20 protein-coding genes and 1 pseudogene are annotated in these 23,794 nt (G+C 71.6%); 11 read left to right on the plus strand and 10 right to left on the minus strand.

The window, feature by feature from the left end:
* Positions 1–39: 39 nt before the first annotated feature.
* Genes ACH4NX_RS05670 through ACH4NX_RS05685 form a run of 4 tightly spaced genes read right to left on the minus strand, consistent with a single transcriptional unit; the run spans position 40 to position 4,592 of the window.
* Positions 40–1,239, minus strand: a complete 1,200-nt coding sequence (locus ACH4NX_RS05670; protein ID WP_351391353.1) for an ROK family protein — start codon at positions 1,237–1,239, stop codon at positions 40–42.
* An 18-nt stretch (positions 1,240–1,257) separates the two neighbouring features.
* On the minus strand, positions 1,258–2,142 hold the full coding sequence (locus ACH4NX_RS05675; RefSeq protein WP_351391189.1) for a carbohydrate ABC transporter permease: 885 nt from the start codon (positions 2,140–2,142) through the stop codon (positions 1,258–1,260).
* Entirely contained in the window at positions 2,139–3,158 is a 1,020-nt protein-coding gene (locus ACH4NX_RS05680; protein ID WP_351391186.1) for a sugar ABC transporter permease, read from the minus strand. The genes ACH4NX_RS05675 and ACH4NX_RS05680 overlap by 4 nt, the downstream gene beginning before the upstream one ends.
* Before the next feature lie 30 nt (positions 3,159–3,188).
* A complete protein-coding gene (locus ACH4NX_RS05685; RefSeq protein WP_351391184.1) occupies positions 3,189–4,592 on the minus strand; it encodes an extracellular solute-binding protein in 1,404 nt (467 codons plus the stop codon).
* Between the two features lie 152 nt (positions 4,593–4,744).
* Here ACH4NX_RS05685 and ACH4NX_RS05690 point away from each other — a divergent pair, with 152 nt between their 5' ends.
* Genes ACH4NX_RS05690 through ACH4NX_RS05705 form a run of 4 tightly spaced genes read left to right on the plus strand, consistent with a single transcriptional unit; the run spans position 4,745 to position 10,009 of the window.
* On the plus strand, positions 4,745–5,791 hold the full coding sequence (locus ACH4NX_RS05690) for a zinc-binding alcohol dehydrogenase (RefSeq protein WP_398127165.1): 1,047 nt from the start codon (positions 4,745–4,747) through the stop codon (positions 5,789–5,791).
* A 20-nt stretch (positions 5,792–5,811) separates the two neighbouring features.
* Positions 5,812–6,612, plus strand: a complete 801-nt coding sequence (locus tag ACH4NX_RS05695; RefSeq protein WP_351391181.1) for a sugar phosphate isomerase/epimerase family protein — start codon at positions 5,812–5,814, stop codon at positions 6,610–6,612.
* The gene (locus tag ACH4NX_RS05700; RefSeq protein ID WP_398126901.1) at positions 6,609–8,048 is read left to right on the plus strand and encodes an MGH1-like glycoside hydrolase domain-containing protein; all 1,440 of its coding nucleotides are present in this window, start codon (positions 6,609–6,611) and stop codon (positions 8,046–8,048) included. The genes ACH4NX_RS05695 and ACH4NX_RS05700 overlap by 4 nt, the downstream gene beginning before the upstream one ends.
* Positions 8,045–10,009 carry a glycogen debranching N-terminal domain-containing protein gene (locus tag ACH4NX_RS05705; protein ID WP_398126900.1) on the plus strand — a complete coding sequence of 655 codons (1,965 nt, stop codon included), beginning with the start codon at positions 8,045–8,047 and terminating at the stop codon, positions 10,007–10,009. The genes ACH4NX_RS05700 and ACH4NX_RS05705 overlap by 4 nt, the downstream gene beginning before the upstream one ends.
* Positions 10,010–10,085: 76 nt before the next feature.
* On the opposite strand, the gene ACH4NX_RS05710 is transcribed toward ACH4NX_RS05705, so the two are convergent.
* Positions 10,086–10,523, minus strand: coding sequence for a hypothetical protein (locus ACH4NX_RS05710; RefSeq protein WP_398126899.1), 438 nt, complete (start codon positions 10,521–10,523; stop codon positions 10,086–10,088).
* A 174-nt stretch (positions 10,524–10,697) separates the two neighbouring features.
* Here ACH4NX_RS05710 and ACH4NX_RS05715 point away from each other — a divergent pair, with 174 nt between their 5' ends.
* Positions 10,698–11,627, plus strand: coding sequence for a GNAT family N-acetyltransferase (locus ACH4NX_RS05715; RefSeq protein ID WP_351391170.1), 930 nt, complete (start codon positions 10,698–10,700; stop codon positions 11,625–11,627).
* Between the two features lie 18 nt (positions 11,628–11,645).
* Here the strand turns inward: ACH4NX_RS05715 and ACH4NX_RS05720 are convergent, their stop codons facing one another.
* Positions 11,646–12,008, minus strand: coding sequence for a hypothetical protein (locus ACH4NX_RS05720; protein ID WP_351391167.1), 363 nt, complete (start codon positions 12,006–12,008; stop codon positions 11,646–11,648).
* A gap of 102 nt (positions 12,009–12,110) precedes the next feature.
* Between ACH4NX_RS05720 and sigJ the strand changes: the two genes are divergently transcribed.
* Both sigJ and ACH4NX_RS05730 read left to right on the plus strand, forming a co-directional pair.
* Positions 12,111–13,031: an RNA polymerase sigma factor SigJ gene (gene sigJ / locus ACH4NX_RS05725; protein ID WP_351391165.1), complete on the plus strand. Its 921-nt coding sequence runs from the start codon at positions 12,111–12,113 to the stop codon at positions 13,029–13,031.
* A gap of 269 nt (positions 13,032–13,300) precedes the next feature.
* Positions 13,301–13,718, plus strand: a pseudogene (locus tag ACH4NX_RS05730) (hydrolase); the annotation flags it as partial.
* Positions 13,719–13,739: 21 nt separating this feature from the next.
* Here ACH4NX_RS05730 and ACH4NX_RS05735 read toward each other — a convergent pair.
* The gene (locus ACH4NX_RS05735) at positions 13,740–14,795 is read right to left on the minus strand and encodes a LacI family DNA-binding transcriptional regulator (protein ID WP_351391163.1); all 1,056 of its coding nucleotides are present in this window, start codon (positions 14,793–14,795) and stop codon (positions 13,740–13,742) included.
* Positions 14,796–14,932: 137 nt separating this feature from the next.
* On the opposite strand from ACH4NX_RS05735, the gene ACH4NX_RS05740 reads away from it, so the two are divergent.
* The 4 genes from ACH4NX_RS05740 (at position 14,933) to ACH4NX_RS05755 (ending at position 20,078) form a co-directional block, all read left to right on the plus strand.
* Positions 14,933–16,306, plus strand: a complete 1,374-nt coding sequence (locus ACH4NX_RS05740; RefSeq protein WP_351391160.1) for an extracellular solute-binding protein — start codon at positions 14,933–14,935, stop codon at positions 16,304–16,306.
* Positions 16,307–16,327: 21 nt separating this feature from the next.
* Positions 16,328–17,278 carry a carbohydrate ABC transporter permease gene (locus tag ACH4NX_RS05745; protein WP_398126898.1) on the plus strand — a complete coding sequence of 317 codons (951 nt, stop codon included), beginning with the start codon at positions 16,328–16,330 and terminating at the stop codon, positions 17,276–17,278.
* A 2-nt stretch (positions 17,279–17,280) separates the two neighbouring features.
* On the plus strand, positions 17,281–18,186 hold the full coding sequence (locus ACH4NX_RS05750; RefSeq protein ID WP_398126897.1) for a carbohydrate ABC transporter permease: 906 nt from the start codon (positions 17,281–17,283) through the stop codon (positions 18,184–18,186).
* 68 nt (positions 18,187–18,254) lie between these two features.
* Positions 18,255–20,078 (plus strand): glycoside hydrolase family 2 protein, encoded by a 1,824-nt coding sequence (locus tag ACH4NX_RS05755; protein WP_398126896.1) that lies wholly within the window; start codon positions 18,255–18,257, stop codon positions 20,076–20,078.
* A gap of 56 nt (positions 20,079–20,134) precedes the next feature.
* Here the strand turns inward: ACH4NX_RS05755 and ACH4NX_RS05760 are convergent, their stop codons facing one another.
* From ACH4NX_RS05760 to ACH4NX_RS05770, 3 genes are all read right to left on the minus strand, one after another.
* Positions 20,135–21,073 (minus strand): TauD/TfdA family dioxygenase, encoded by a 939-nt coding sequence (locus tag ACH4NX_RS05760; RefSeq protein WP_351391148.1) that lies wholly within the window; start codon positions 21,071–21,073, stop codon positions 20,135–20,137.
* Positions 21,074–21,361: 288 nt separating this feature from the next.
* Positions 21,362–22,204, minus strand: a complete 843-nt coding sequence (locus ACH4NX_RS05765; RefSeq protein WP_398126895.1) for a class II glutamine amidotransferase — start codon at positions 22,202–22,204, stop codon at positions 21,362–21,364.
* A 53-nt stretch (positions 22,205–22,257) separates the two neighbouring features.
* Positions 22,258–23,736 (minus strand): glutamate-cysteine ligase family protein, encoded by a 1,479-nt coding sequence (locus ACH4NX_RS05770; RefSeq protein ID WP_398126894.1) that lies wholly within the window; start codon positions 23,734–23,736, stop codon positions 22,258–22,260.
* Positions 23,737–23,794: the final 58 nt, after the last annotated feature.

Genomic DNA, 23,794 nt, shown 5'->3' on the forward strand with positions numbered 1-23,794 from the left:
ACCCTTCACGGGTCTTCCGGTGGGACGGCGGTGTCGCGGTCAAGGAGCCAGGCGGTCGAGCCGGGCGTCGGCGCCGGCGGGGGAGTAGAGGTGCTCCACGACCATGGCGGCCGCTCCGACGAGCCCCGCGTGGTCGCCGAGCCGCGAGGTGACGACCTGGAGGCCGGCCGTGGCGCGGGGCATGGCGCGCTGGTAGACCAGCTCCCGCACCCCGGTCAGGAAGGGCACCCCGGAGAGTTCCCCGGCGATCATGAGCACACCGGGGTTCAGCAGGGTCACGACGGTGACCAGGACTTCGCCCACCCGCCGCCCGGCCTCCCGGGCCAGCCGTACGGCGTCGGGATGCCCCTCGTTGAGCAGGCGCCGGACGTCCCGTCCGGAAGCGGTGTCCAGGCCGAGGGCGGACAGCTCCTTGGCGATCGCCCGGCCACTGGCGACGGCCGCGAGGCAGCCGTGCGAGCCGCACATGCACAGCGCGTCCGACCGGTCGTGCAGCCGGATGTGCCCGATGTCGCCGGCGCCGCCGTCGATGCCGCGGTAGAGACTGTCCCCGATGACGACACCCGCGCCGATACCGGTGGAGACCTTCAGCAGGACGAAGGACGCGCAGTCACGGTGGTTGGCCTGGTGCTCGGCCAGCGCCATGAGGTTGGCGTCGTTGTCCACGAGCACCGGGGGGACCTCGGCCTCCGGGGCCAGGCCCATCCGGATCGCGTACGCCTTCTGGAGGCGCTCGCGGATGGGATAGCGGTCCCAGCCCGGCATGATGGGCGGCTCGATCACCCGCCCGGACTCCCAGTCGACCGGGCCGGGCACGGACAGCCCGATGCCCGCGACCCGGGACGCCGGGACACCGGCCGCCGCGATCAGGTCCGGGAACCATCCGGCCAGCCGGTCCAGGACGTGGTCGGGACCCGCACCGACATCCATCGGCCCGGTGTGCTCGGCCAGGATGGTGCCCGCGAGGTCGAGTACGGCGGCGCGGGCGTGCCGGGTCTCCAGGTCGAAGGCGACGACCGAGGCGTGGCCCGGGTCGAAGGTGATCCGGTGGGACGGGCGGCCACCGGTGGAGGCACCCGTGGTGTGGCGCAGCCACCCCGCGCGGTTGAGCAGGTCGAGGCGCTGTCCGACGGTGGACCGGGACAGCCCGGTGGCCTGCTGGAGGTCGGCCCGGGTGTTGGCGCGGCCGCTGCGGATCAGTTGCAGCAGCGCGCCCGCGCTGGCCTGACTCGACGTCATCATGGTGTCCCCCAGGGCTCAACTCTTGTCGGCGCCGCTGGTCAGACCCTCGGTGAGCAGTCGTTCGGCGGCGAAGAACAGAAGTACCACGGGGATGGTCAGCACCACGGAACCGGCCATGAGTACGGTCTTGGGCACCTCGATGCCGTTGGAGAGCTGGGCCAGACCGAGGGAGACCGTCCACTGGCCGGGGTCGGCGGCGAGGAACAGCAGCGCGAAGAGGAACTCGTTCCAGGCGATCATGAAGACGTACAGGCCGGTCGCCATGAGGGACGGCAGGGCCAGCGGCAGGATCACCTTGCGGACGGTCTGCAGCCGCGAGCATCCGTCGAGAGCCGCCGCCTCCTCGATGGAGGCCGGGATGGTGACGAGGTAGTTCTTCAGCATGTAGATCGACACCGGCACGGTCTGGGCGACGTAGACGATGGCCAGGCCGACCAGGCTGGAGGACAGCCCGATCTTCGCGAAGATGACGAAGAGCGGGACGGCCAGCAGCGTCGCCGGGAACATGTACACGGCCAGGAACAGGGCGCTGACCTGACGGTGACCGAAGAACCTCAGCCGGCTGACGGCGTACGCGCCGGGCACGGCGGCCACCAGGGTCAGCACCACCGTGCCGAGGGAGACCAGCGCGGAGTTGACGAGGAAATTCAGGAAACCCTGGCCGCCGTCGTCGCTGGAGCGCAGTACGTCCTGGTAGGTGGCGAGAGTGAAGTCCTTCGCCGAGATCCACAGGGAGCCCGGGTCGAGCAGGAGCGCGTCGATGGGCTTCAGCGACAGCAGCACCATGTAGTAGAAGGGCAGGAGGGTGATCACGGCGAGGAACGCGATGACGAACCAGCGTGCGACGCCGAAGAACCTCTCCTCGAACCGGGCCCGGCTCAGGGCCGCCTTGCGCGTCACGCTTCCTCCTGGACCTTGTTGCCGAAGAACTTGAAGTAGAAGCCCAGCAGGATCATCAGCGAGAGGGCCAGGACGAGTGCCTGGGCGGCCGCGGCTCCCACGTCGTAGCGGGCGGTGAGGAAGTCGTAGACGCGCACGGCGGCCACGTCGGTGCCCGCGCCGCCCCCGGTGAGCAGGTAGACGTCGTCGAACTTGTTGAACGTCATGATGAACCGCAGCACGCACAGCAGCGCGACCACGGGCATCAGCTGAGGCAGCATGACGTGCCGGAAACGCTGGGTGGGGGTGGCGCCGTCGACCAGCGCGGCCTCCTCCAGAGTGTCGGGCACCGCCTGTAGCCGGGCCAGGATGAACAGGAACGCGAAGGGGAAGTAGCGCCAGCACTCGAAGACGATGACGGTCAGCAGCGCCAGCGGGATGTCGAAGTGCAGACCCAGCAGGTGGACCTCGTACTCCCGGGTCGACAGGAAGGCGATCGGGTCGTCCCAGCCGAACAGCCGCCGGCCCCAGTCGTTGACCACGCCGTACTGCGGGCTGAGCGCGACCTCCCAGACGAAGGCCACGGCGACGACGGGCGCGACGTACGGCAGCAGCATCGCCGCGCGCAGCAGCCCGCGCCCCTTGAACGGCTTGCGTAGCGCGAGCGCGGCGACCAGGCCGAGGACGACCGAGCCGAGCGTGGAGCCCGCCGTGTAGAGCAGAGTGGTCCACAGGCTGGACCAGAAGCCGGCCGAGTCGAAGACCTGCGCGAAGTTGTCCAGGGACCAGTTGCCGAACAGGCCCATGCCCTGGATGTCGACGAGCTCGGCCTTCTGGAAGGCCAGCAGTACGGTCCAGGCGATGGGCAGTACGACCACCACGAAGACCACGAGGAAGGTGGGGGAGACGAACGCGAGGCCCGCGCGGTTGGCGCGCCTGCTGGCGGTCATCGGGCGGCGGCCCGGTGCGGCGGGCTCGTCCGTGGGCCGAGGGTCGGTGTCCCGGCGCTGCGGCGCGCCGGCTGGGGCTGTTGTCATGAGGGACCTTCGTGACGTGCAGGCGGGCGGCTACTGCAGGGACTTCTTCAGGGCGGCGACCTCTTCGTCGGCCTCGCGTGCCGCCTCGGCGGGTGAGCTCTGGCCGCTGGTCATGGCGCCGATGGCCTTCGGGACGGGCAGTTCGCCGTTGGTCGCGCCGACCAGGGCGCCCTCGCCCTGGGTGATGCCCCAGCGGCGCAAGTCGCCGACGCCGTCGGCGAGTTGGTCGAGCAGGCTCTCGGGGAAGACCTCGTCGAGCGGCTTGCGGGTGTCGACGCCGATGTCGCTGTGGCGCCAGGCGTCGAGGTAGCGCTCGGGTTCGGCGGCCGTCCCCTCGCGGACGGGAATCTTGCCCTCGGGCGCCATGCCGAACCAGGACTCGTAGCCCGTGCCCATCATGTACTCGATGAACTCGCGGGACGCCGCGCTCTCGGCCGTCCTGGTGGTCACCCAGGACGTGATCTCGCCGAACTGGGCCGGCTCCTCGGCGTCGGGGCCCTTCATCGCGGTCACGATGCCGCTGTTGTCCGACAGGTACCGCGGGTCCTTCCCGCACGCGGGGCAGCTGGGCAGGGCGTCCTTGCGCAGGCCGGCGAGTTCGTCGAGCAGGAACGAGGACCAGATGACCATGGACGACCGGCCGGCGAAGTAGGTGGCGCGGGTGGAGTCCACCGTCTGGGTGCCGGGGGCGCCGTAGGCGCGGGCCAGCCGGTCGTAGGTGCGGAAGGCCGCCTCGCACTGAGGGGAGTCCAGGGCCGCCTCGTGCCGGTCGTCGACCAGTTGGCAGTCGTTGGCCAGGGCTACGCTCTCGAAGCTCTGGGACGTGAAGGCGTCGCTGGGATCGGTGGCCGCGGAGACGCCGTCGTGGCCCTTGGTGGTCAGAGCCTCGGCGGCGGCCAGCGCCTTCGTGTACGTGTCGGGAGCGGCCAGGCCCTTCTGCTCGAACTGGTCCTTGCGGTAGACCAGCAGCTGGAGCCAGGCGTCGGAGGGGACGCCGAGGCTGGTGCCGCCGTCGGAGGTCAGCTTCAGAGCGTTCGGATTGAAGGTGTCGCGGCCGAGTTCGCCGACGATCTCCTCGGGGATGTCGGTGTTCAGCAGGCCGTTGGTGTACATCTGCCAGACCTGGCCCATGGGCGCCGCCCCGATGACGTCGGGCAGCGTGCCCGAGGCCGCCGCCGACATGATGAGCTGCGGCATCTGCTTCTCGTCGACGCCGACGAGTTTCACCTTGACCCCGCTCCTCTTCTCGAACCCGTCGATGACCTTCCGCGTCGCGGCGACGCGGTCGGGGAGGTTCTCCTGGGACCAGACCGTGATCTCACGGTCTGGCCTGCCGGGTCCGGTGCTGCCCGCGCAGCCCGAGAGCATCCCGATTCCCAGGGCTGCCGTGACGCCGACCGCGGCCGTCCTCGACCGCATGGTCCTGATGCGCATTGAGTGTCCTCGTTCCGACTTATGTCTGCTCGCCACGCATCACAGCATCACTTTTGCTTGTTGACAAGACATAACTTGCGGATATTGTCGACGCAACCGCATCAGCAACCCTTCCGGAGCCATCCGTGTCATCCGTGTCGCCCGTCTCATCCGTGGAGCGCGTCGTCCAGTTCACCGGCCCCCGCCGGGTCGAGGTCGCCGAGCACGCAAGCGCCCGACTGCCGCCCGGCCATGTGCGCGTCCGCACCCGCTACTCGGGCATCTCGGCCGGCACCGAACTCACCGCCTACCGCGGCACCAACCCGTACCTGACCCGGACCTGGGATCCCGAGGCACGCCTCTTCCGCGACGGCACCCCCGGCATCGAGTACCCGGTGGCCGGCTGGGGCTACTCGGAGGTCGGAGAGGTCACCGAGGTCTCCCCGGAACTCGCCGGCACCCCGGGCCTGCCGGTCCCCGGCGACCTGGTCTGGGGCATCTGGGGCCACCGCAGCGAGGGCATCGTCCCCGCCGAGCGCATGATCGGCCACACCCTGCCGACCGGGCTGGAGCCGCTCGCCGGCGCCTTCGCCCGGGTCGGCGCCATCGCGTACAACGCAGTCCTGGCCGGTGACATCCACCTCGGCGAGGACGTCGCGGTCTTCGGCCAGGGCGTCATCGGCCTGCTCACCACCCGGCTCGCCCGGCTCAGCGGCGCCCGCGTCACCGCCGTCGACGCCCTCGACGGCCGCCTGGAGACCGCGAAGCGGTACGGCGCCCAGTACGCCCTCAACGCACGCACCGACGCCGTCGCCGAACGTGTCCGCGAGGCCACCGGCGGCCTCGGCGCCGACCTCGCCATCGAGATCAGCGGCGCCTATCCCGCCCTGCACGAGGCGCTGCGGTCCGTCGCCGCGGGCGGCCGGGTGGTGGCCTCCGGCTTCTACCAGGGTGACGGCATCGGCCTGCGCCTCGGCGACGAGTTCCACCACAACCGGGTCCAGCTGATCTGCTCCCAGATCGGCGGCGTCCCCCCGCAGTTGTCGAACCGCTGGACGGTCGAACGCCTCCAGCAGACCTTCCTGCGCCTGGTCGCCGAGGGACAGGTGGACGTCGACGCCCTGGTGAGCCACGTGGTCCCCGTCGCCGATGCCGCCGACGCCTACGTACTGCTGGACGAGCGGCCCGCTGAGGCGCTGCAGGTCGTCCTCGAATTCTGAGAGTCCCGAAAGGCCCCCTCATGCTCAAGACCGCCGTTCAGGAACAACTGCTGCCCGGGGACACCCTCCAGGCCAAGTGGGACTTCGCCCAGCAGGCCGGCTACGACGCGATCGAACTGCGCGGCAAGGGCGACCTCCACTTCGCCTCCCGCCGCGCCGAACTGAAGCAGGCCCGCGAGGACGGCGTCGTCATGCCGACCGTCTGCGTCGACATGCTCCACTTCCTCGGCGCCTTCGACGAGGACCTGCGCCGTGACGCCGTCGCCCAGATGAAGTCCCAGCTCACCGTCATCGCCGAGATCGGCGGAGTGGGCGCCCAGAGCCCCGCCTCGTACGGCATGTTCTCCCGCCGCCTGCCGCCCTTCGAGCCGCCGCGCACCGAGGAGGAGGACCGCGAGGTGCTCCTCGCCGGCCTGACCGAACTCGGCGAGCACGCCCGCAGGGAGGGCGTCACCCTCTTCCTCGAGCCGCTCAACCGCTACGAGGACCACATGGTCAACCGGCTCGAGCAGGCCGCCGGCCTGATCCGCGCCGTCGGCCTGGACTCGGTCCGGATCGGCATCGACAGCTACCACATGAACATCGAGGAGACCGACCCGGCCGCCGCGATCGTCGCCCACGCCGACGTCATCGGCCACGCCCAGGTCTCCGACTCCAACCGCTTCCAGCCCGGCGCCGGACACCTCGACTGGCCCGCCTGGCTCGGCGCCCTGCACACCATCGGCTACGACGGCCACCTCGCCCTCGAATGCCGGCTGACCGGCGACCCCGCCGAGGCCGTGCGCTCCGTCCCCGCCTTCCTCAAGAGGTCGGGCGCGTGAATCCGCACCTGGAGCTCCTGGACCGGCCCGCGCCCGCCGCGCCCGCGGACCTGACCCTGCGGCGCGGTGCGGCGCGGGTCCTCATCGACAACTGGACCGGCGCCTCCACCGTCCCCTCCCGCACCCTCTACCCCCACCAGTGGAGCTGGGACTCCGCCTTCGTCGCCATCGGGCTGCGCCATCTCTCGGCGCGCCGCGCCCAGCGGGAACTGGAGACCCTGCTGGCCGCGCAGTGGGCCGACGGCCGTGTGCCCCACATCGTCTTCAACCCCGCCCTGCCCCACGACGCCTACTTCCCGAGCCCCGACTTCTGGCAGTCGACCGGGGCCGGCCGGGCCGCGGGCGCGCCGTCGTCCGCCGAGACCTCCGGCATCGTCCAGCCGCCCGTGCACGCCCTGGCCGCCTGGCTGGTGCACCGGGCCGACCCGGCGGAGTCACGGCGCCGCGGCTTCCTCGCCCGCGTCCACCCCCGGCTCGCCGCCTGGCACGACTACCTCCGCACCCGCCGCGATCTCGACGCAGGCGGCCTGGCGGCCGTCGTCCATCCCTGGGAAGCAGGCATGGACAACAGCCCTTGCTGGGACCGGGCTCTGCGGCGGGTCGAACCCAGCCCGCCCGGCACCTTCCGGCGCGCCGACCTCGACCACGGTCATCCCGCCGACCGGCCCACCGACCTCGACTACGGCCGGTACGTGCGGCTGGCCACCGAGTACCGGGAGGCCGGCTACGACGACCGCGTCGTGCGGCACCGGTTCGCCGTGGAGGACCCGGCCTTCAACGCGCTGCTGATCGTGAGCGAACTCGCCCTGGCCGCCATGGCGCGCGAACTCGGCCTGCCGGGGGAGCGGCACACCGCGGGAGCCGCCGAGCTGACCCGGGCACTGGTGGACAGGCTCTGGGACGAGGAGGCCGGCCTGTTCCGCGTGCGCGACCTGCACACCGGCACCCCGGTCGACGAGCGGAGCGTGAGCGGCCTGATCCCGCTCCTCGTCCCGAACCTGCCGCAGGAAGTCGTCCGGCGCCTGCACGCCACCCTCACCGGCCCGGGCTTCGGCGCCCCGGCCACGCGTCTGGTCCCGAGCTACGACCTGACCGGCCACGCCTTCGACCCCACCAGGTACTGGCGCGGACCGGCCTGGTTCAACACCGCCTGGCTCATCGAGCGCGGGCTGCGCACCCACGGCCTTGAGCAGGACGCCGACCGCCTGCGCACCGGCTTCCTCACCGAGGCGGGACGCTCCGGGTTCGCCGAGTACGTCGACCCCTCCACCGGTGCGGCCCGCGGCACCCGGCACTTCTCCTGGACCGCCGCCCTCGCGCTCGACCTGCTGAGCGCCGACGCCGAGGCGTCCGCCCCGCGAGCGTCCGGCCTGAAGGAATCCGGCCTGAAGGAATCCGGTCCGAAGGGGTCCGGCACGAAGGAGGCCATGCCATGACCGCGGCAGACCACCGCGTCCAACTGGTGCGCGACGCCACGTTCGTCCGGCTCGGCGCCGACGGGGAGATCAGCGGCATCCGCGGGTCGACGCCCGACGGACTGTTCTGCCAGGACGCCCGGCACCTCAGCCGCTGGCGCCTCACCGTCGACGGCGACGCGCCCGCGGCCCTGGTCCCCGCCACGGCGGACACGGACTCCATGGCCACCTGTGTGCTGACCCCCGAGGGCACCCGGGACGAACCGCCCGCCTACACCGTCTTCCGGCGGCAGAGCGTCACGGCGGGCACGCTCACCGAACACCTGACTCTGGTCGGCAACCGCCCCGACCCCGTGACCGCCCGCCTCGACCTCACCGTCGACGCCGACTTCGCCGACCTCTTCGAGCTCCGGGCCGACGACCGCCACTACGCCAAGCCCGGTGCGCGGCACGAGACCCGGAGCACCTCCGAGGGACTGCTCTTCACCTACCGGCGAGCCGACTGGCACGCCCGGACCGAACTCACCTGCCGTCCCGCCCCGGACGAGGTGGTCCCCGAGCGGACGGAGCCGCCCTCCACCGCCCGGACGCTGACCTGGCACCTGCCACTGGACGCGCACGGCCGGGCCGACCTGTACCTGACCGTCCACGCACGCCCGCACGGACGGCCCCTGCCCGCTTCCCCCGCCGCCGCACGACAGTCCCGCCGGCCCGAACCCGCGACAGCGGCGGGTACGGACGACCTGACCCGCGCCTGCGAGCGCGGCCTCGCAGACCTCGACCTGCTGACCATCCCGGTCACCGGCGTCGACGGCGAGGACGTGCGCGTACCCGCCGCCGGTATCCCGTGGTTCCTCACCCTGTTCGGCCGCGACTCACTGCTGACGTCGTACTTTCTGCTGCCGTACCGGCCCGCGACGGCCGCCGCCGTACTCAGCGCGCTCGCCGCCACCCAGGGACGGCGCCACGACGTCTTCAGTGGCGAGCAGCCCGGACGCATCGTCCACGAGACCCGGCACGGCGAACTCGCCCACTTCCGGCAGATCCCGTACGGCCGCTACTACGGCGCCGTCGACTCCACCCCGCTCTTCCTCGTCCTGCTCCACGCCCACCACGAGGCGACCGGCGACCGCTCCCTGGCCGCACGCCTGGAGCCGCACGCCCGCAGGGCCGTCGACTGGATGCTCACCGACGGCGGGCTGGAGCGGCACGGCTACCTCGTGTACACGCCCGATCCGGGCGGACTGGTCAACCAGAACTGGAAGGACTCCGCGGGCGCCATCTGCTTTCGAGACGGAACCCAGGCACGCGGCCCCATCGCGGTCTGCGAGGCGCAGGGCTACGCCTACGACGCACTCCTGCGCACGGCCCGGCTCGCCGACGAGGTCTGGCGGGACGAGCCCTACGCGCGCCGGCTCCGCGAGAAGGCCGCCCGGCTGCGGGACCGCTTCACGGCGGACTTCTGGATGCCGGAAGCGGACTTCCCCGCCCTCGCCCTGGACGGCGACGGCCGCCAGGCCGACGCACTGGCCTCGGACGCCGGGCACCTGCTGTGGTCGGGCATCCTCGACGCGGACAGGTCCCGCCGGGTGGGCCGGCGGCTGCTCGAGCCGGACTTCTTCTCCGGCTGGGCGATCCGCACCCTCGCCGCCGGCCAGCGGCCGTACCACCCCCTGTCGTACCACCGGGGCAGCGCCTGGCCGCACGACAACGCGGTCATCGCCCTGGGCCTGGCCCGCCAGGGACTCACGGCCGAGGTGCGCACCGTCACCGAGGGCCTCCTCGCGGCGGCGTCCCACCACGGCCACCGGCTGCCCGAGGTCCTCGCCGGCTACGACCGCTCGGCGACCGCCGGACCGGTCCCCTACCCCCACTCCTGTTCACCCCAGGCCTGGGCGGCAGCCACTCCGTCGGCCCTGCGGACGGCGCTGGAAGGGGAACGGCCGGACGGGGCCGCCCGTGGGACGCCGTCCTCGGCGTAGCCGAAGGAGGGACGACCCGGCAGCGGGCCACGTCCGCTGCTCCCGGGTCCGCCCACCTCTCCCGCGGCCGCCGGTCCTACTGCGGAGTCGTGCCGGCCCGGTCCTCCCGCGAAGCACCGACGTACCGGCGGCACCCCGTGTCGTGCCGTGCGCCCAGCGAGGTCCACCACCGCTCGCAGCAGTCGCCCGGCAGCGGGACGCGCGCGGCGGCGGGGCGGGTGCACCCCGGGCCGTGCAGGGCGCCGTCGGACTGCTGCCAGAACACGCAGCACGGTGCGAGGGCGACGAGCGGCCGCTGTCGGCGGGGGCGGGCCAGCCGCTCGGCGCGCTGGGCCCGTGCGAGACGCAGCCGGTGCTCCGTCCGGGCACGGGCGGCACACCAGGCGAACACCGCGGCGGCGTACAGGCCGGGCAGGGCGAGCCAGGGGTGATGGGTGGCCGCGTACCCGGCGGCGGCGAGGAGCAGTGCGGCGGCGGCACGGCACGCGCGGGCGGTGCGCAGGCTCGGCGTCACGGAAAACTCCCGTTGGTCGGCGACGGAGAGGGCCTCGGGACATCCGTATGCCCGCGGTTCGCCGTCCTACGTGCCCGGATCGACGACGGCATCACGAAGAGTGCGGCCCACGGGTGCCGAGGGCCGGCGGAAAACCCGTTGCGGCGCCCCACCGGCACCCACGACCCTGCACCCATGTCCCCTGCTGAGCCGCGTTCGGCCACCCTTGCCGACGCCCCCGCCATCACCGAACTCCTCAACGAGATCGACCGGATCGAGATCGGTCGGCCCGAGACCGACCAGCACACCGTCGAGGCCGACCTGAAGCATCCGCGGACGGACCTGGAGCGGGACTCGTGGCTGGCCTTCGACGGCGGCCGGCTGGTGGCGTACGGGCTGCTGTGGGACGAGTCCGGCGGGGAGCGCGTCGACATCGACCACTACGTGCTCCCCGACCACCAGCGGACCGGGCTGCGCGTGCTGGCGGCCATGGAGACCCGCGCCCTGGAGCGGGCACGGGCCAACGGAGCCGCGCGGGCCGTCGTCCACCTGCACCTCGCCGCCCGGCCCACGACCGACACCGAACTCCTGACGGCCCGAGGCTGGAGCATCGTCCGGCGTCACCACGTGCTGCGCCGAGCGGTGGACCCGGCGCGGGACCTCCCGCCCGACGTCCCGGCGGGAGTACGGGTGCGGGCCTGTGCCACGGAGGCGGACCGGGTCCGGGTGTACGAGCTGTACCAGAAGGCGTTCGCGGACCACTTCGACTTCCAGCCGCGCGACTACCGGCTCTGGCTGGACGACATCCACGCCGAAGCGCTGGACTGGTCCCTGGTGTGGATCGCCGGCACCGACGACATGGGGGACGCCGGTTTCCTGCTGGCTCGGGACGACCGCGAGGCCATGGGCTGGATCCGGAGCATCGGTGTCCTGCGCGAGGCCCGCGGCCGCGGCCTGGGCGCGCTCCTCCTGCACCACGCCTTCGCCCGCTTCGCCGCCCGGGGCCGGGACACGGTGGGCCTCGGCGTCGACACCGAGAACGCGACGGGCGCCCCCCGCCTCTACGGCCGCAACGGCATGACGGTTCATTACGCCGTCGACACCTGGGAGGCCGTGATCGTCTGACGGCCCCGGTGCCGGACCTCAGCGCCGCGCCAGCGCCAGCACGCTCAGACCGAACATCAGGACACCCAGGGGGAGATGGACCGACGGCATGTGGGCGATGCCGACCACCACCTGGACCGAGGCCAGGGCGAGGAAGCCGGACGCGTGCCAGACGGGCCGGGGCGAGCCGCCGCCCGGCTTCCACGCCAGCACCGCCGCGAGCACGTACAGCATCGACGCCCCGTACATCACGCGGGCTCCGGCACTGTGCAGCGCCTCCCCGTAGGACGAGGACATCAGCAGTCCGGCGGATACCGCCTGGAGGAAGATGGTCAGGGTCTGCACGGCGATCGCTGTCCGCAGGAACGGGAAGCGGCGCCGTGTCGTCGCCGAGGCTGCCATGCCAAGGTCTCCTCTTTCCGCCCACGGGCGGTAGATCGGTAAGGTCACACCAGCCCGACGACACGGGCCCGCGAAAGGTAAGGCGAGAAGGCGGTCGGGAGTATGGGAACGGCGGGGACGCGCACCGATGAGACAGCCGGTGAGCGACGCCAACTGATCAATGTCGCCTACCGGTTGCTCGGGTCACTGGCCGAGGCCGAGGACGCCGTGCAGGAGGCCTGCGCGCGCTGGTACGCGCTTCCACAAGGCCGGCGGGACGAGATCGTGTCCCCCGGCGCCTGGCTGACGACGGTGACCGGCCGCGTCTGCCTGGACATGCTCGGCTCGGCGCGGTCCCGGCGGGAACGCTATGTCGGCGCGTGGTTGCCCGATCCGCTGCCCGACCACACCGGGTGGGACCACGGCCATGGCACCGACCTCGCCGATCTGATGGTGCTGGACGAATCGGTGACCATGGCCTTCCTCGTCGTTCTGGAGTCGATGACCCCCGCCGAGCGGGTGGCCTTCGTCCTGCACGACGTCTTTCGCTATCCCTTCGCCGAGATCGCCGACGTCCTCGGCCGGACCCCCGCGGCCTGCAAGCAGCTCGCGGCCTCCGCCCGGCGGCGGGCGCGCGCCGCTCCCGCGCCGGCGACGACGGCCGGGCAGGCCGACGCGGTACGGCATGTCAAAGCGGCATGGGAGACCAAGGACATCGCGGCCCTCGTCGACCTCCTCGACCCGGCCGCTGTGATGACCGCCGACGGGGGCGGCATGGCTGGTGCCGCCCTACGTCCGATCGAGGGCGGCACGCGCATCGCCCAGTACATGGTCGCCATCGCCGACAAGGCTCCGGGGCTCGAACTCCTGCAGCGGTCGGTCAACGGTGTGCCGGGCCTGGTGGCCCGGCGTGCCGGCGCCGTCCTGACCGTGGCCTCGTTCGAAGTCGCCGACGGCCGCGTCACCCGGATCTGGGTGGTCCGCAATCCGGAGAAGCTGCGGCCGTGGGCGCGGGACGGCCGGGACCCGTCCGGCGAGTCGTGATGTCACCACCGCCGCCCGGTCCACGCGGGCGGCCACGAGCCAACGGGCAGTCACCCGGCGTCTCTCGTCCGCGGACGGGCGGCAGCCCCGTCGGCGAGCCACCGAAGGCCGAGGTCAGGACTCACCCGGCCCCTGCGCCGCCCGCCCCGCCACCAGCTCCGGCCTCTACACGTACGACCTGGCACCGACGAAACGGTCCGCGGCAAATGGAATGCCGTTTTGCGCTCTGCCGGCAGGAGGGTGAGGCGTCCCTGACCTGATGCCCCGTCATCATCCACCACGTCAGGAGCACGTCCGCCCACGCCTGCACCGACCGCACCGCGCGGGCCCGGAAGTTCACCTGGCGAGTCGACGGCAGCCCCGACTTGGCCGGCCGCTCGCGACGGGCGCCACCCGGAACCTGCCCTCCGGCGACCCCTGGAACAGGAATCACTGGATCAACGACGACGGCCGCTGCTCTCCGTCAAGGACACAGGCAACGGCTACGCGGCCGTCAGTGTCGACGGCGGCCCCGAGCGACGACTGGACCTCCACGGCCCGATCCGCGTCGGCGAGGCGGTGCAGTACGTCAGCCCCCGGCTCGCGTACGGCGACCACACCCTGCGGATCCGGGTGACGGGCGAGCACAACTCCCGGTCGGGGGCGTCCTTCGTGAGCGTCGACCGCGCCGAGGTCCACGTGGACTGACGCACCCGGCCGGCCACCGCGTCAGAGCCGCTCGTGGCCCCCCGTGCTCTCCCTCAGTACGAGCCGGTGGGCCACGATGCGGTCCTGCGGCGACAGCACCGCGGACTCGGCGGCCGCACTCGCGCCGTCCGGCCCCGTCGCCTCCTCGATGCGGCGCCGCAGCAGTTGTACGGCGACCCTGGCCACCGCCGCCTTGTCGGGAGCCACCGTGCTCAGCGTCGGTACGGAGAACCGCCCGCCCTCCACGTCGTCGAAGCCGATGACGGCGACGTCCTCGGGCACCTTGGCCCCGTGCTCGTGCAGGGCGCGCAACGCGCCCAGCGCCAGCTGGTCGTTGAGGCAGAGCAGGGCGTCGGGCCGGGCGCCGTCGCGCAGCGCCCGCGCCACGGCCCGGGCGCCGTCCGGCATCCGGAAGGAGTCGACCGGCAGCAGGGCGGCCGGATCGTAGGCGATGCCCGCTTCCGACAGTGCCGCACGGTAGCCCCGGGTACGGGCCTCGGCGGTCCCCAGGCCCGAGTCGTCGCGCCCGCCGACGGCGAGGATGGCGCGGCGCCCCAGATGGATCAGATGGTGGGTCGCCTCGCGTGCGGCCCGCTCGTTGTCGATGGCCACATGGTCAGCGCCCTCCTCCAGCAGTTCCCCGAGGAGCACGGTGGGCGGGGCACCCACACGGTCGCGCAGGTCGTCGGCGGTCAGGGCGAGCGGACTCAGGATGATCCCGTCCACGAAGGCGGAACCGAAACCGGCCAGCGCCGCCAGCTCATGGGCGCGGTCCGCCCCGGACTGATGGATCAGGACGGTCAGGGAGCACTGCTCGGCCTCGCGGATGACATGCCGGGCCAGCTCGGCGAAGTACGGGATGTCCAGTTCGGGAACGACGAGGGCGATGATGCCGGTACGGCCCTTGCGTAGATGACGCCCGGCCAGATTCACCCGGTACCCGAGATGTTCGATGGCCTCGCGCACCACCTGCCTGGTCCGGTCGGAGACATGGGCGTAGTCGTTGATGACATTGGACACCGTCTTCTCCGAAACGCCCGCATGACGTGCGACGTCCTTGATCCTGGGCCGTGCCACCGAGACCTCCCTGCCTCTCACGCGACTGCCGAGTCTATGTCCCCGGGCCGCACGCATCGCCCCAGCTCTTTACAGCCAATGTACATCGATGTAAAAACAAGCCACCGCATGAGCGTCCGGCCGTCGAAAGGTCCGCGATGAGTTCCCGTTTGCCTGCCCAGGAGGTGTCGGCCGTGTCCGATCCGGTACGCCGCCTCAGCCGCCGTCGGCTTCTGCGTCACACCATGGCCGGAGCGGGAGCCCTGCTCGCCGCGGCCCCGCTGTCCGGCTGCGCCTCACCGGCCTCCGCCTCCGGCGCATCGGCGCTGAGCGTCTGGGACCTGTTCCAGGGCGGCGACGGCATGCTGATGGACGAGATGATCGAGGCGGTGTCCAAGGGGGCCGGGGGAGCCGAGGGCTTCGAGGTCGACCGCACGATCCTGGACTGGGGCCCGTCCTACTACACCAAGCTCGCCATGTCCGCCGCCGGCGGCCGGGCCTCCGACGTGGCCGCCATGCATCTGTCCCGGCTGGCGGGCTACGCGCCCGGCGGTCTGGTGGACCCCTTTGACCTGGACCTCCTCGCCGAGTTCGGCGTCACGCGGAAGGACTTCACACCGGCGGTCTGGGAGCGGACGCAGCACGAGGGGACCGTCTACGCGATCCCGCTGGACGTCCACCCGTTCATCGTCTTCTACGACAAGGAGGCCGCCGAGACCGCCGGGCTCCTGGACTCCTCGGGCGAGCTGCTGCCCCTGGGCTCGCCCGAGGCCCTCCTGGACGCGGGCAAGGCCCTCGCCGACGCGACCGGCCAGGCGGGCATCCTGTTCGGCCACGTCACCGACACGGCCCAGAACTGGCGCCTGTTCGCCGGCCTCTACGCGCAGACCGGTGCCGCGTTCACCCTGCCGGACGGGGGTGCGCCCGAGATCGACACCGACGCCGCCGTACGCGTCGTCACGTTGATGAAGCAGCTCTTCGACGGCCGGACCAACCCCAACAACCTGGACTACAACAGCGCGTTGGCCGCCTTCACGAGCCGCCGCGGCGGCATGGCCATGCTCGGGGAGTGGGAACTGCCGACGCTGAAGAAGGCCGGCTTCCCCCTGGGCGCCGCCCCCTTCCCGCAGGTCTTCGACAGGCCGGCCGTCTACACCGACAGCCACAGCTTCGTCCTCCCGCACCAGGAGAACCCCGACCCCGCACGGCGCCGCGAGGCCCACCGGTACGTCGCCGAGATACTCAGGCAGAGCCTCACCTGGGCGAGCGCCGGCCACATACCCGCCTATCAGCCCGTGCTCGCGGAACCGGGGTACGCCGGCCTGAAGCCGCAGTCCTCCTACGCGGACGCGGCGAAGGTGGCGGTGCTCGACCCGCCCAACTGGTTCGTCGGCGCCGGTTCGAACTTCCAGAACCGGATGTGTCAGCCGCTCCAGTCGGCGCTGCTGGGCAACACGTCCGCCGAGAAGGCGGTACGTCAGATGGTCCGCGAGGCGGACGCGCTGCTGCGGCAGCCCAACCCGGTGGCCTGACCAGCTGAAGGAGTGACCGACGTGACCACCACCGCACCCCTCGGCGCCGAGGTGAAGGCCGATCCGGCCCAGGCCCGCGCGGGCGGCCGGCGCCGCGCCGTCCTGCGCCGCCTGCGCATCACCCCGGGATCCGGGTTCGTCTTCGTCCTGCCGTTCCTGATCGTCTTCGGCCTCTTCATGGTGTGGCCGATCGTGCAGGGGCTCTGGATGAGCTTCACCGACAGCTCACTCGCCCTGCGCGACACGAGCTTCGTCGGCTTCGACAACTACACCGAGGCCCTCGGCGATCCGGACGTCTGGAGCAGCCTCGGCAACACGCTCTTCTTCACCGTCATCTCCAGCGTGCCGCTGGTGCTGGTCGCGCTGGCGATGGCACTGCTGGTGCACAGCGGGCTCGCCGGGCAGTGGGCGTGGCGACTGGCGTTCTTCGCCCCCTATCTGCTGCCCGTCACCGTGGTGACCATCATCTGGACCTGGCTCTACCAGCCGGACCTCGGCATGGGCAACCAGCTCCTCGGCGCGCTCGGCATGGAGCCCGTCGGCTGGCTGGCCGACGAGTCCGTCGCCATGTGGTCCGTCACCGCCCTCACCGTCTGGTGGACGGTCGGCTTCAACTTCCTGCTCTACCTGGCGGCGCTCCAGTCCCTGCCCTCGACCTTCGACGAGGCGGCGGCGCTCGACGGGGCCGGCGCCTGGCGGCGCCTGTGGTCCATCACCCTGCCGCAACTGCGCAGGACGACCGCGCTGGTGGCCATGCTCCAGATCCTCGCGTCGCTCAAGGTGTTCGACCAGATCTACATCCTCACCAAGGGCGGCCCGGGCGGCTCCACCCGCCCCGTCCTGGAGTACGTCTACGACGTCGGCTTCACCGGCTACCGGCTCGGCTACGCCTCCGCCATCTCCTACCTCTTCTTCGCGCTCATCGTCGTCGTCTCGCTCGTGCAGCTCCGCCTCTTCCGCCAGGAGGACTGACCGTGTCCGCAACCGCAACCGCAACGACCGTCCGCCCGCGGCGCCGTCCACCCCGTGCGGAGACCGGCGCCCCCTTGCTCCTCGGCCACGGCCGGCTGCCCCGCGTCCTGGCCGGCACGGCGCTGACCGTCCTGGCAGTCGTCTGGCTGGTGCCCTTCCTGTGGGCGATCATCACCTCGCTGCAGAGCGAGAAGGACATCGCCACCGCCGGCCTGTCCCCGTTCAAGGGCGCCTTCACCCTGGACGCGTACCAGCAGATCCTGGAACGCGGGAACGTCGCCGTCTGGGCCTTCAACAGCCTCCTCATCGCCGGCCTGGTCACCCTGATCACGGTCGTGGTCTCCACCCTCGCGGCGTACGGCTTCTCACGCGGCACGTTCCGAGGTCGCCGGGCACTGCTCGCCGTCACCGTCGCCGCCATCATGATCCCGCCGCAGCTGCTCGTCGTGCCGCTGTTCGAGCAGATGCTCCTGTTCGACCTGGTGGACACCTACGCGGCGGTCATCCTGCCCCAGGTCGTCGCGCCGATGATGGTGTTCATCCTCAAGAGGTTCTTCGACGGGATCCCCAAGGAACTGGAGGAGGCGGCCAGGATCGACGGCGCCTCCGAGTTCCGGGTCTTCCGGTCGATCGTGCTGCCGCTCTCGCGGCCGATCGTGGCCGCCGTGGCGATCTTCGTCTTCATCGGGGCGTGGAACAACTTCATGTGGCCGTTCATCGTCACCAACGACCCGGACCTGATGACCCTCCCGGTGGGCCTGGCCACCGTGAAGGACGCCTACGGCATCCAGTACGCGCAGTCCATGGCCTCCGCGCTGCTGGCGGCGCTGCCGCTGATCGTGGTCTTCCTCCTCTTCCAGCGCCGCATCGTCAACTCCGTCGCCACCACCGGCCTCGGCGGCTCCTGAACCACACCCCCACAGCCGTACACACGGGTCCGGCGCCCGCGCCGGCCCACCGATCGACTGGAGCATGTGTGCCCACTCACTCCGCACCGCGCCCGGAGTACCCGCGACCGCAGTTCGTGCGCCGCGACTGGCTCAACCTGAACGGCGCCTGGCAGTTCGAGACGGACCGGGGGGACAGCGGACTCGAGCGCGGTCTGCTCGACCGGGAACTGCGCGGCGAGATCGTCGTCCCCTTCCCGCCCGAGTCCGAGCTGTCCGGCATCGGCGACACCGACTTCCTGGAGGCCGTCTGGTACCGGCGCGCCATCGCCCTGCCGGCGGCGTGGGCCGGGCGCCGCGTGCTGCTGCACTTCGGCGCCGTCGACTACGACACCACCGTATGGGCCGACGGCAAGGAAGTCGCCCGGCACCGCGGCGGCTTCACCCCCTTCACCGCCGACCTCGGCGACATCGCCCGAGCGGGGGACGAGGTCGTCGTCACCGTCCGCGCCCGAGACCCCAGGTCCGGCCCGCAGGCGCGCGGCAAGCAGGCCGTGCGGTACGCCAACCACGACTGCAACTACACCCGGGTCACCGGCATCTGGCAGACCGTCTGGCTGGAGCCCGTACCCGACCTCCACCTGCGCCGCCCCCGCATCACCCCGGACCTGGCCGGCTCCGCCTTCCACCTCGAACTGCCCCTGTCCGGCAACCGGCCCGGCCACCGGGTACGCGCCGTCCTCGGCGACGCCCACGGCGAGGTGGCCCGCGCCGAGGCACGCGCCGACCTGGACCTCGCCCCTCGCCTGCACCTGCCGGTGCCGGACGACCGGCGACGCGAGTGGAGCCCCGGCGACCCCCACCTGTACGACCTGCGCCTCGAACTCCTCGACGCCGCCGGGCAGGTCGTGGACAGCGCCGAGAGCTACGCCGGTCTGCGCGCGGTGGGACTGCGCGGCAAGGCCGTCACCCTCAACGGGCGCCCGCTCTTCCAGCGTCTCGTCCTCGACCAGGGCTGGTACCCGGACGGGCTGATGACCGCCCCGACCGACGAGGCACTGGTGAGGGACATCGAGCTGGCCATGGAAGCCGGCTTCAACGGAGCCCGGCTGCACCAGAAGGTCTTCGAGGAGCGTTTCCTGTACCACGCCGACCGTCTCGGCTACCTGGTCTGGGGCGAGTTCGGCGACTGGGGCTGCGAGACCGGCGGCTCCTCGGGCGACAACCAGCAGCCCGACGCCTCCTACGTCGGCCAGTGGCTCGAAGCCCTCGAACGCGACTACTCACACCCCTCGATCATCGGCTGGTGCCCGCTGAACGAGACGTACCAGAAACTGCACGACCGCATCACCCGGCTCGACGCCGTGACCCGGGCGATGTTCCTGGCCACCAAGGCCATGGACACCACCCGGCCGGTCATCGACGCCTCCGGCTACGCCCACCGGGTCGCCGAGACCGACATCTACGACTCCCACAACTACGAGCAGGACCCGGCCGCCTTCCGGCAGTTGATGTCCGGCCTCGCCAAGGACGCCCCCTTCGTCAACGCCCACGACAACGGAGCGCCCTACTCCCAGCCCTACCGCGGCCAGCCGTACTTCGTCAGCGAGTTCGGCGGCATCTGGTGGGACCCCGAGGCGGCCGCGGACCGGTCGGGCGAGGAGCGCACCGTCTCCTGGGGCTACGGGGAACGGGTCCGCAACGAGGACGAGTTCCACGAGCGGTTCAGCGGTCTCACCGAAGTACTGCTGGGGGACCGTGACATGTTCGGCTACTGCTACACCCAGCTGACCGACGTCTTCCAGGAGCAGAACGGCATCTACCGGTTCGACCGCGGCGTGAAACTCGACATCGACCGCATCCGTGCCGCACAGCTCCGCCCGGCCGCGATCGAGGAACAGGACCCGGCCTAGCGAGCCCCCGGAGGGCCGAAGGCGGCGATCGCCTCCGGCCCCCCGGTCGCGCGGTGTCAGAAGGGACGGTCGCCCTCGATGGCGACGCGTTCGGCGACGCGCCGGTCGGAGCCGTAGTCGCCCACGGCGTAGTGCTGCGTGGCGCGGTTGTCCCAGAAGGCGATGTCGCCGGGCTGCCAGCGGAAGCGCACCTGGTACTCGGGGACGTGTGCCTGCTGGAACAGGAAGCGCAGCAGCCGGTCGCTCTCGTCACGGTCCATGCCGGTGACGCGGGTGGTGAAGGAGGCGTTGACGAACAGCATGCGCCGCCCGGTCTCGGGGTGGACGCGCACGACGGGGTGCTCCACGGGCGGGAACAGGTCCTGGTGCGGGATCAGCCGCTCGGGGCCGTAGAACCGGGCGAAACCGGGGATGAAGTCGTGCACGGCCCGGGCGCCGTCGATGCGGTCCTTCACCTCCTGGGGGAGGTTGTCGTAGGCGGCGGCCATGTCCGCCCACATGGTGTCCCCGCCGAACGGCGGCACCTCGCGCAGCTGGAGAACGGCGCCGAGCGCGGGCCGTTCGCGGAAGGTGACGTCGGTGTGCCAGACGTTCTCGTACGTCGGGGCGGCCCCGGCGCTCTTGTCGAAGCGGACGACGTCGTCGCTGGAACCGGCGGCGAGCAGTGGGTTGGTCTCCAGCTCGCCCCAGTTGCCCGCGAAGTCGCGCTGCTGGTCGGAGGTGAGGTGCTGGGCGCGGAAGAAGAGCACCTTCCACTCCAGCAGGGCGCGGTTCAGCTCCTCGCGCAGGGCGGCACCGAGCGGGCGCGAGAGGTCGGCGCCCCGGATCTCGGCACCGATCGTGCGGGCCTGCGGAACGACCTCGAAGTGTTCGTAGGGCCGCTCCTCCCACCCCTCGGGCAGCCGGCGCAGTGTGCGCCGGCCCTCGTACATACCGTCCCCCGGAATGCGAGCTTCGCGCAGATCGACGGTCGGGCCGGCGGTCGTGACGGTCATGGGAGTCCTCCCCTTGCGGTGGGCCGGGTCGGCCGGGCCATGGCGGTACGCGTCATCGCCGACCGGCCGGGAAAAAGAAACGGGAAACGAAGATGCTCCGGGCTGTTCGCCGGAGGGAAGGCCGGTCGGCTCGGGACGCGGCGCGCGCGTCGAGACCCCGGCTCGCGGACGGCCGTTATCGGCCGGAGCGCTCACACCCGGTTCGTTCGGGCACGCGGGGACACTCCGCCGTGGTGCCGAACCGGTATGTGGTCATGGCACCGATTGTGTGATCTACCAGGGTCCCTGTCAACCGGTCCGGACCGGCCGCGGTGTGAAGGGGAGCATGACGTCCCCCTCGGGCTGGACGACGCCGTAGCTGCTCTCGGGCACCTTGTTCCACACGCCCGGCAGATCGCCCAGGGGCTCGGAGACGATGAGGCGGGTGTCGTCGGACGCCTCCCGGAGAAAGGGCAGGTCCGGGTGGAGCGCGCGCAGGCTCTCCACCCGCGAGCTGTAGTAGAGGGACCGTGAGGCGCCCTGGCTGGAGTAGCGGAAGGCCCACAGCCGACGTCCGTCGGTCACGGCGACCGTCATCTGCAGCGGGTACTGGACGCCGTGCTCATGACCGACCTCCTCCACCAGCCCCGCCATCCGTGCCACGGCCGCCGGTGGGTCGTCCTCCAGGCCGAAGGTGAGTGCCAGGAAGAACATCATCTCCGAGTCCGTCGAACCCTCGATGTCCAGGAAGAGCCGCGGGTCGACGGCCAGGGCGAGTTCGCGCCGGACCCGGTGGAACTCCGCGATGGCGCCGTTGTGCATCCACATCCAGCGGCCGTGGCGGAACGGGTGGCAGTTGGTCTGCTGCACGGGACTGCCCGTGGAGGCCCGGATGTGAGCGAAGAACAGGGAGGAGCGGACATGGCTCGCGATCTCCCGCAGATTGCGGTTGCTCCACGCCGGTCCGATCTCCCGGACGATCGCGGGGGTCGTCATCTCCGGGCCGAACCAGCCGACGCCGAACCCGTCCCCGTTCGTCGTCTCGACCCCCATCCGGGCGTGCAGGCTCTGGTCGATCAGTGAGTGCTCGGGCTTGTAGAGGATGGTCTCCAGCAGCACGGGCGTTCCCGAGTAGGCAAGCCATCGGCACATCGTCTGCCGCCTCCCTGGTCTTCGGCGCGTGCCGCGCGGGTCGCCCCGGACGTTCAGTCGACCGGCCAGGTGTGCACCGGGGCGTTGAGATGCATGTAGTCCATGTACTGCTGTGTCATCCGGCGCAGGGCCTCGTGGCGGCCCGGGTGGGCGCCGGCGTCGATGTGGTGGAACATCTCCTTCTGCCAGACGGCGCCGTTGCGCCCGGTGACGCACCGCTGCTCGATGATGCCGAGCAGCGGCTCCCGCCAGGCCGCGTCCATGCCGGAGAGCTCCAGCCCCCGGTGTGCCAGCGGCAGCAGCCGGCGCAGTACGAGCTCGGGCACGGTCACCTCGCCCATGCCGGGCCAGTACAGCCGTGCCTCGATACCGTGCCGGGCCGCGGTGTGCAGGTTGTCCTCGGCGACCGAGAAGGACATCCGCGACCACACCGGCCGCTCCTCCTCCACCAGGGCGCGGGTGAGGCCGTAGTAGAAGGCGCCGTTGGCGAGCGTGTCGGCGACGGTCGGACCGGCGGGCAGCACCCGGTTCTCCACCCGGACGTGCGGTTTGTCGTGGGCTACGGCGTAGACGGGCCGGTTCCAGCGGTAGATGGTGCCGTTGTGGAGGGTGAGCTCGCCCAGGTCGGGGATGTCGCCGCGGTCCAGCGTCTGGGCGGGGTCCTGCTCGTCGCACAGGGGCAGCAGCGCCGGGAAGTAGCGCAGGTTCTCCTCGAAGAGGTCGAAGACACTGTTGATCCACCGCTCCCCGAACCACACCCGGGGCCGCACGCCCTGCGCCTTGATCTCCTGCGGCCGGGTGTCGGTAGCCTGCTCGAACAGCGGGATACGGCTCTCGTGCCACAGTTCCTTGCCGAGCAGGAAGGGCGAGTTGGCGGCGAGGGCCACCTGGACCCCGGCGATCGCCTGCGCCGCGTTCCAGTAGTCGGCGAACTCGTCGGGGGACACCTGGAGGTGGAACTGCGTGCTGGTGCAGGCGGCCTCCGGCATGATCGTGTCCGCGTAGGTCCGCAGCCGGTCGACGCCGTCCACCTCGATGTGCAGGTCCTCGCCCCGGGCCGCGAACACCTGGTCGTTGAGCAGCCGGTAGCGCGGGTTCTCCGACAGGGCGGCCTCGCCCACGTCCGCCTCGCGCAGTGTGGGCAGCGTGCCGACCATGATCAGGTGCGCGCCGATCGACTCGGCGCGGCCCTCCGCGTGGTTCAGGGCGGCGCGGATCTCGGCCTCCCAGGAGTCGGGGCCGCCCGCCGTCAGCCGGCGGGGCGGGATGTTGATCTCCAGGTTGAACCGGCCCAGCTCGGTGGCCCAGGCCGGGTCCGCGATCGCTTCGAGCGCGTCGTTGTTGCACATCGCCGGCTCGGCCGCGTCGTCGACCAGATTCAGCTCGATCTCCAGCCCCACCTGGGGCCGCTCGGTCTCGAACCGTGACTCGCCCAGCATCTGCGCGAAGGCCTCTAGGCACTCCTGCATCTTGATCCGGTACCGGCGGCGGTCCTCACGGGTGAAGACCAGCGCCGGGACGTCCCGTCCCATCGGTCCTCCCGGGGTGGTCGCCTTCCTCGGACGCTCTCCACCCCAGCGTCGCACCACC

Source organism: Streptomyces sp. NPDC017225 (assembly GCF_044331465.1).
In the GTDB taxonomy this organism is placed as follows: Bacteria; Actinomycetota; Actinomycetes; order Streptomycetales; family Streptomycetaceae; genus Streptomyces.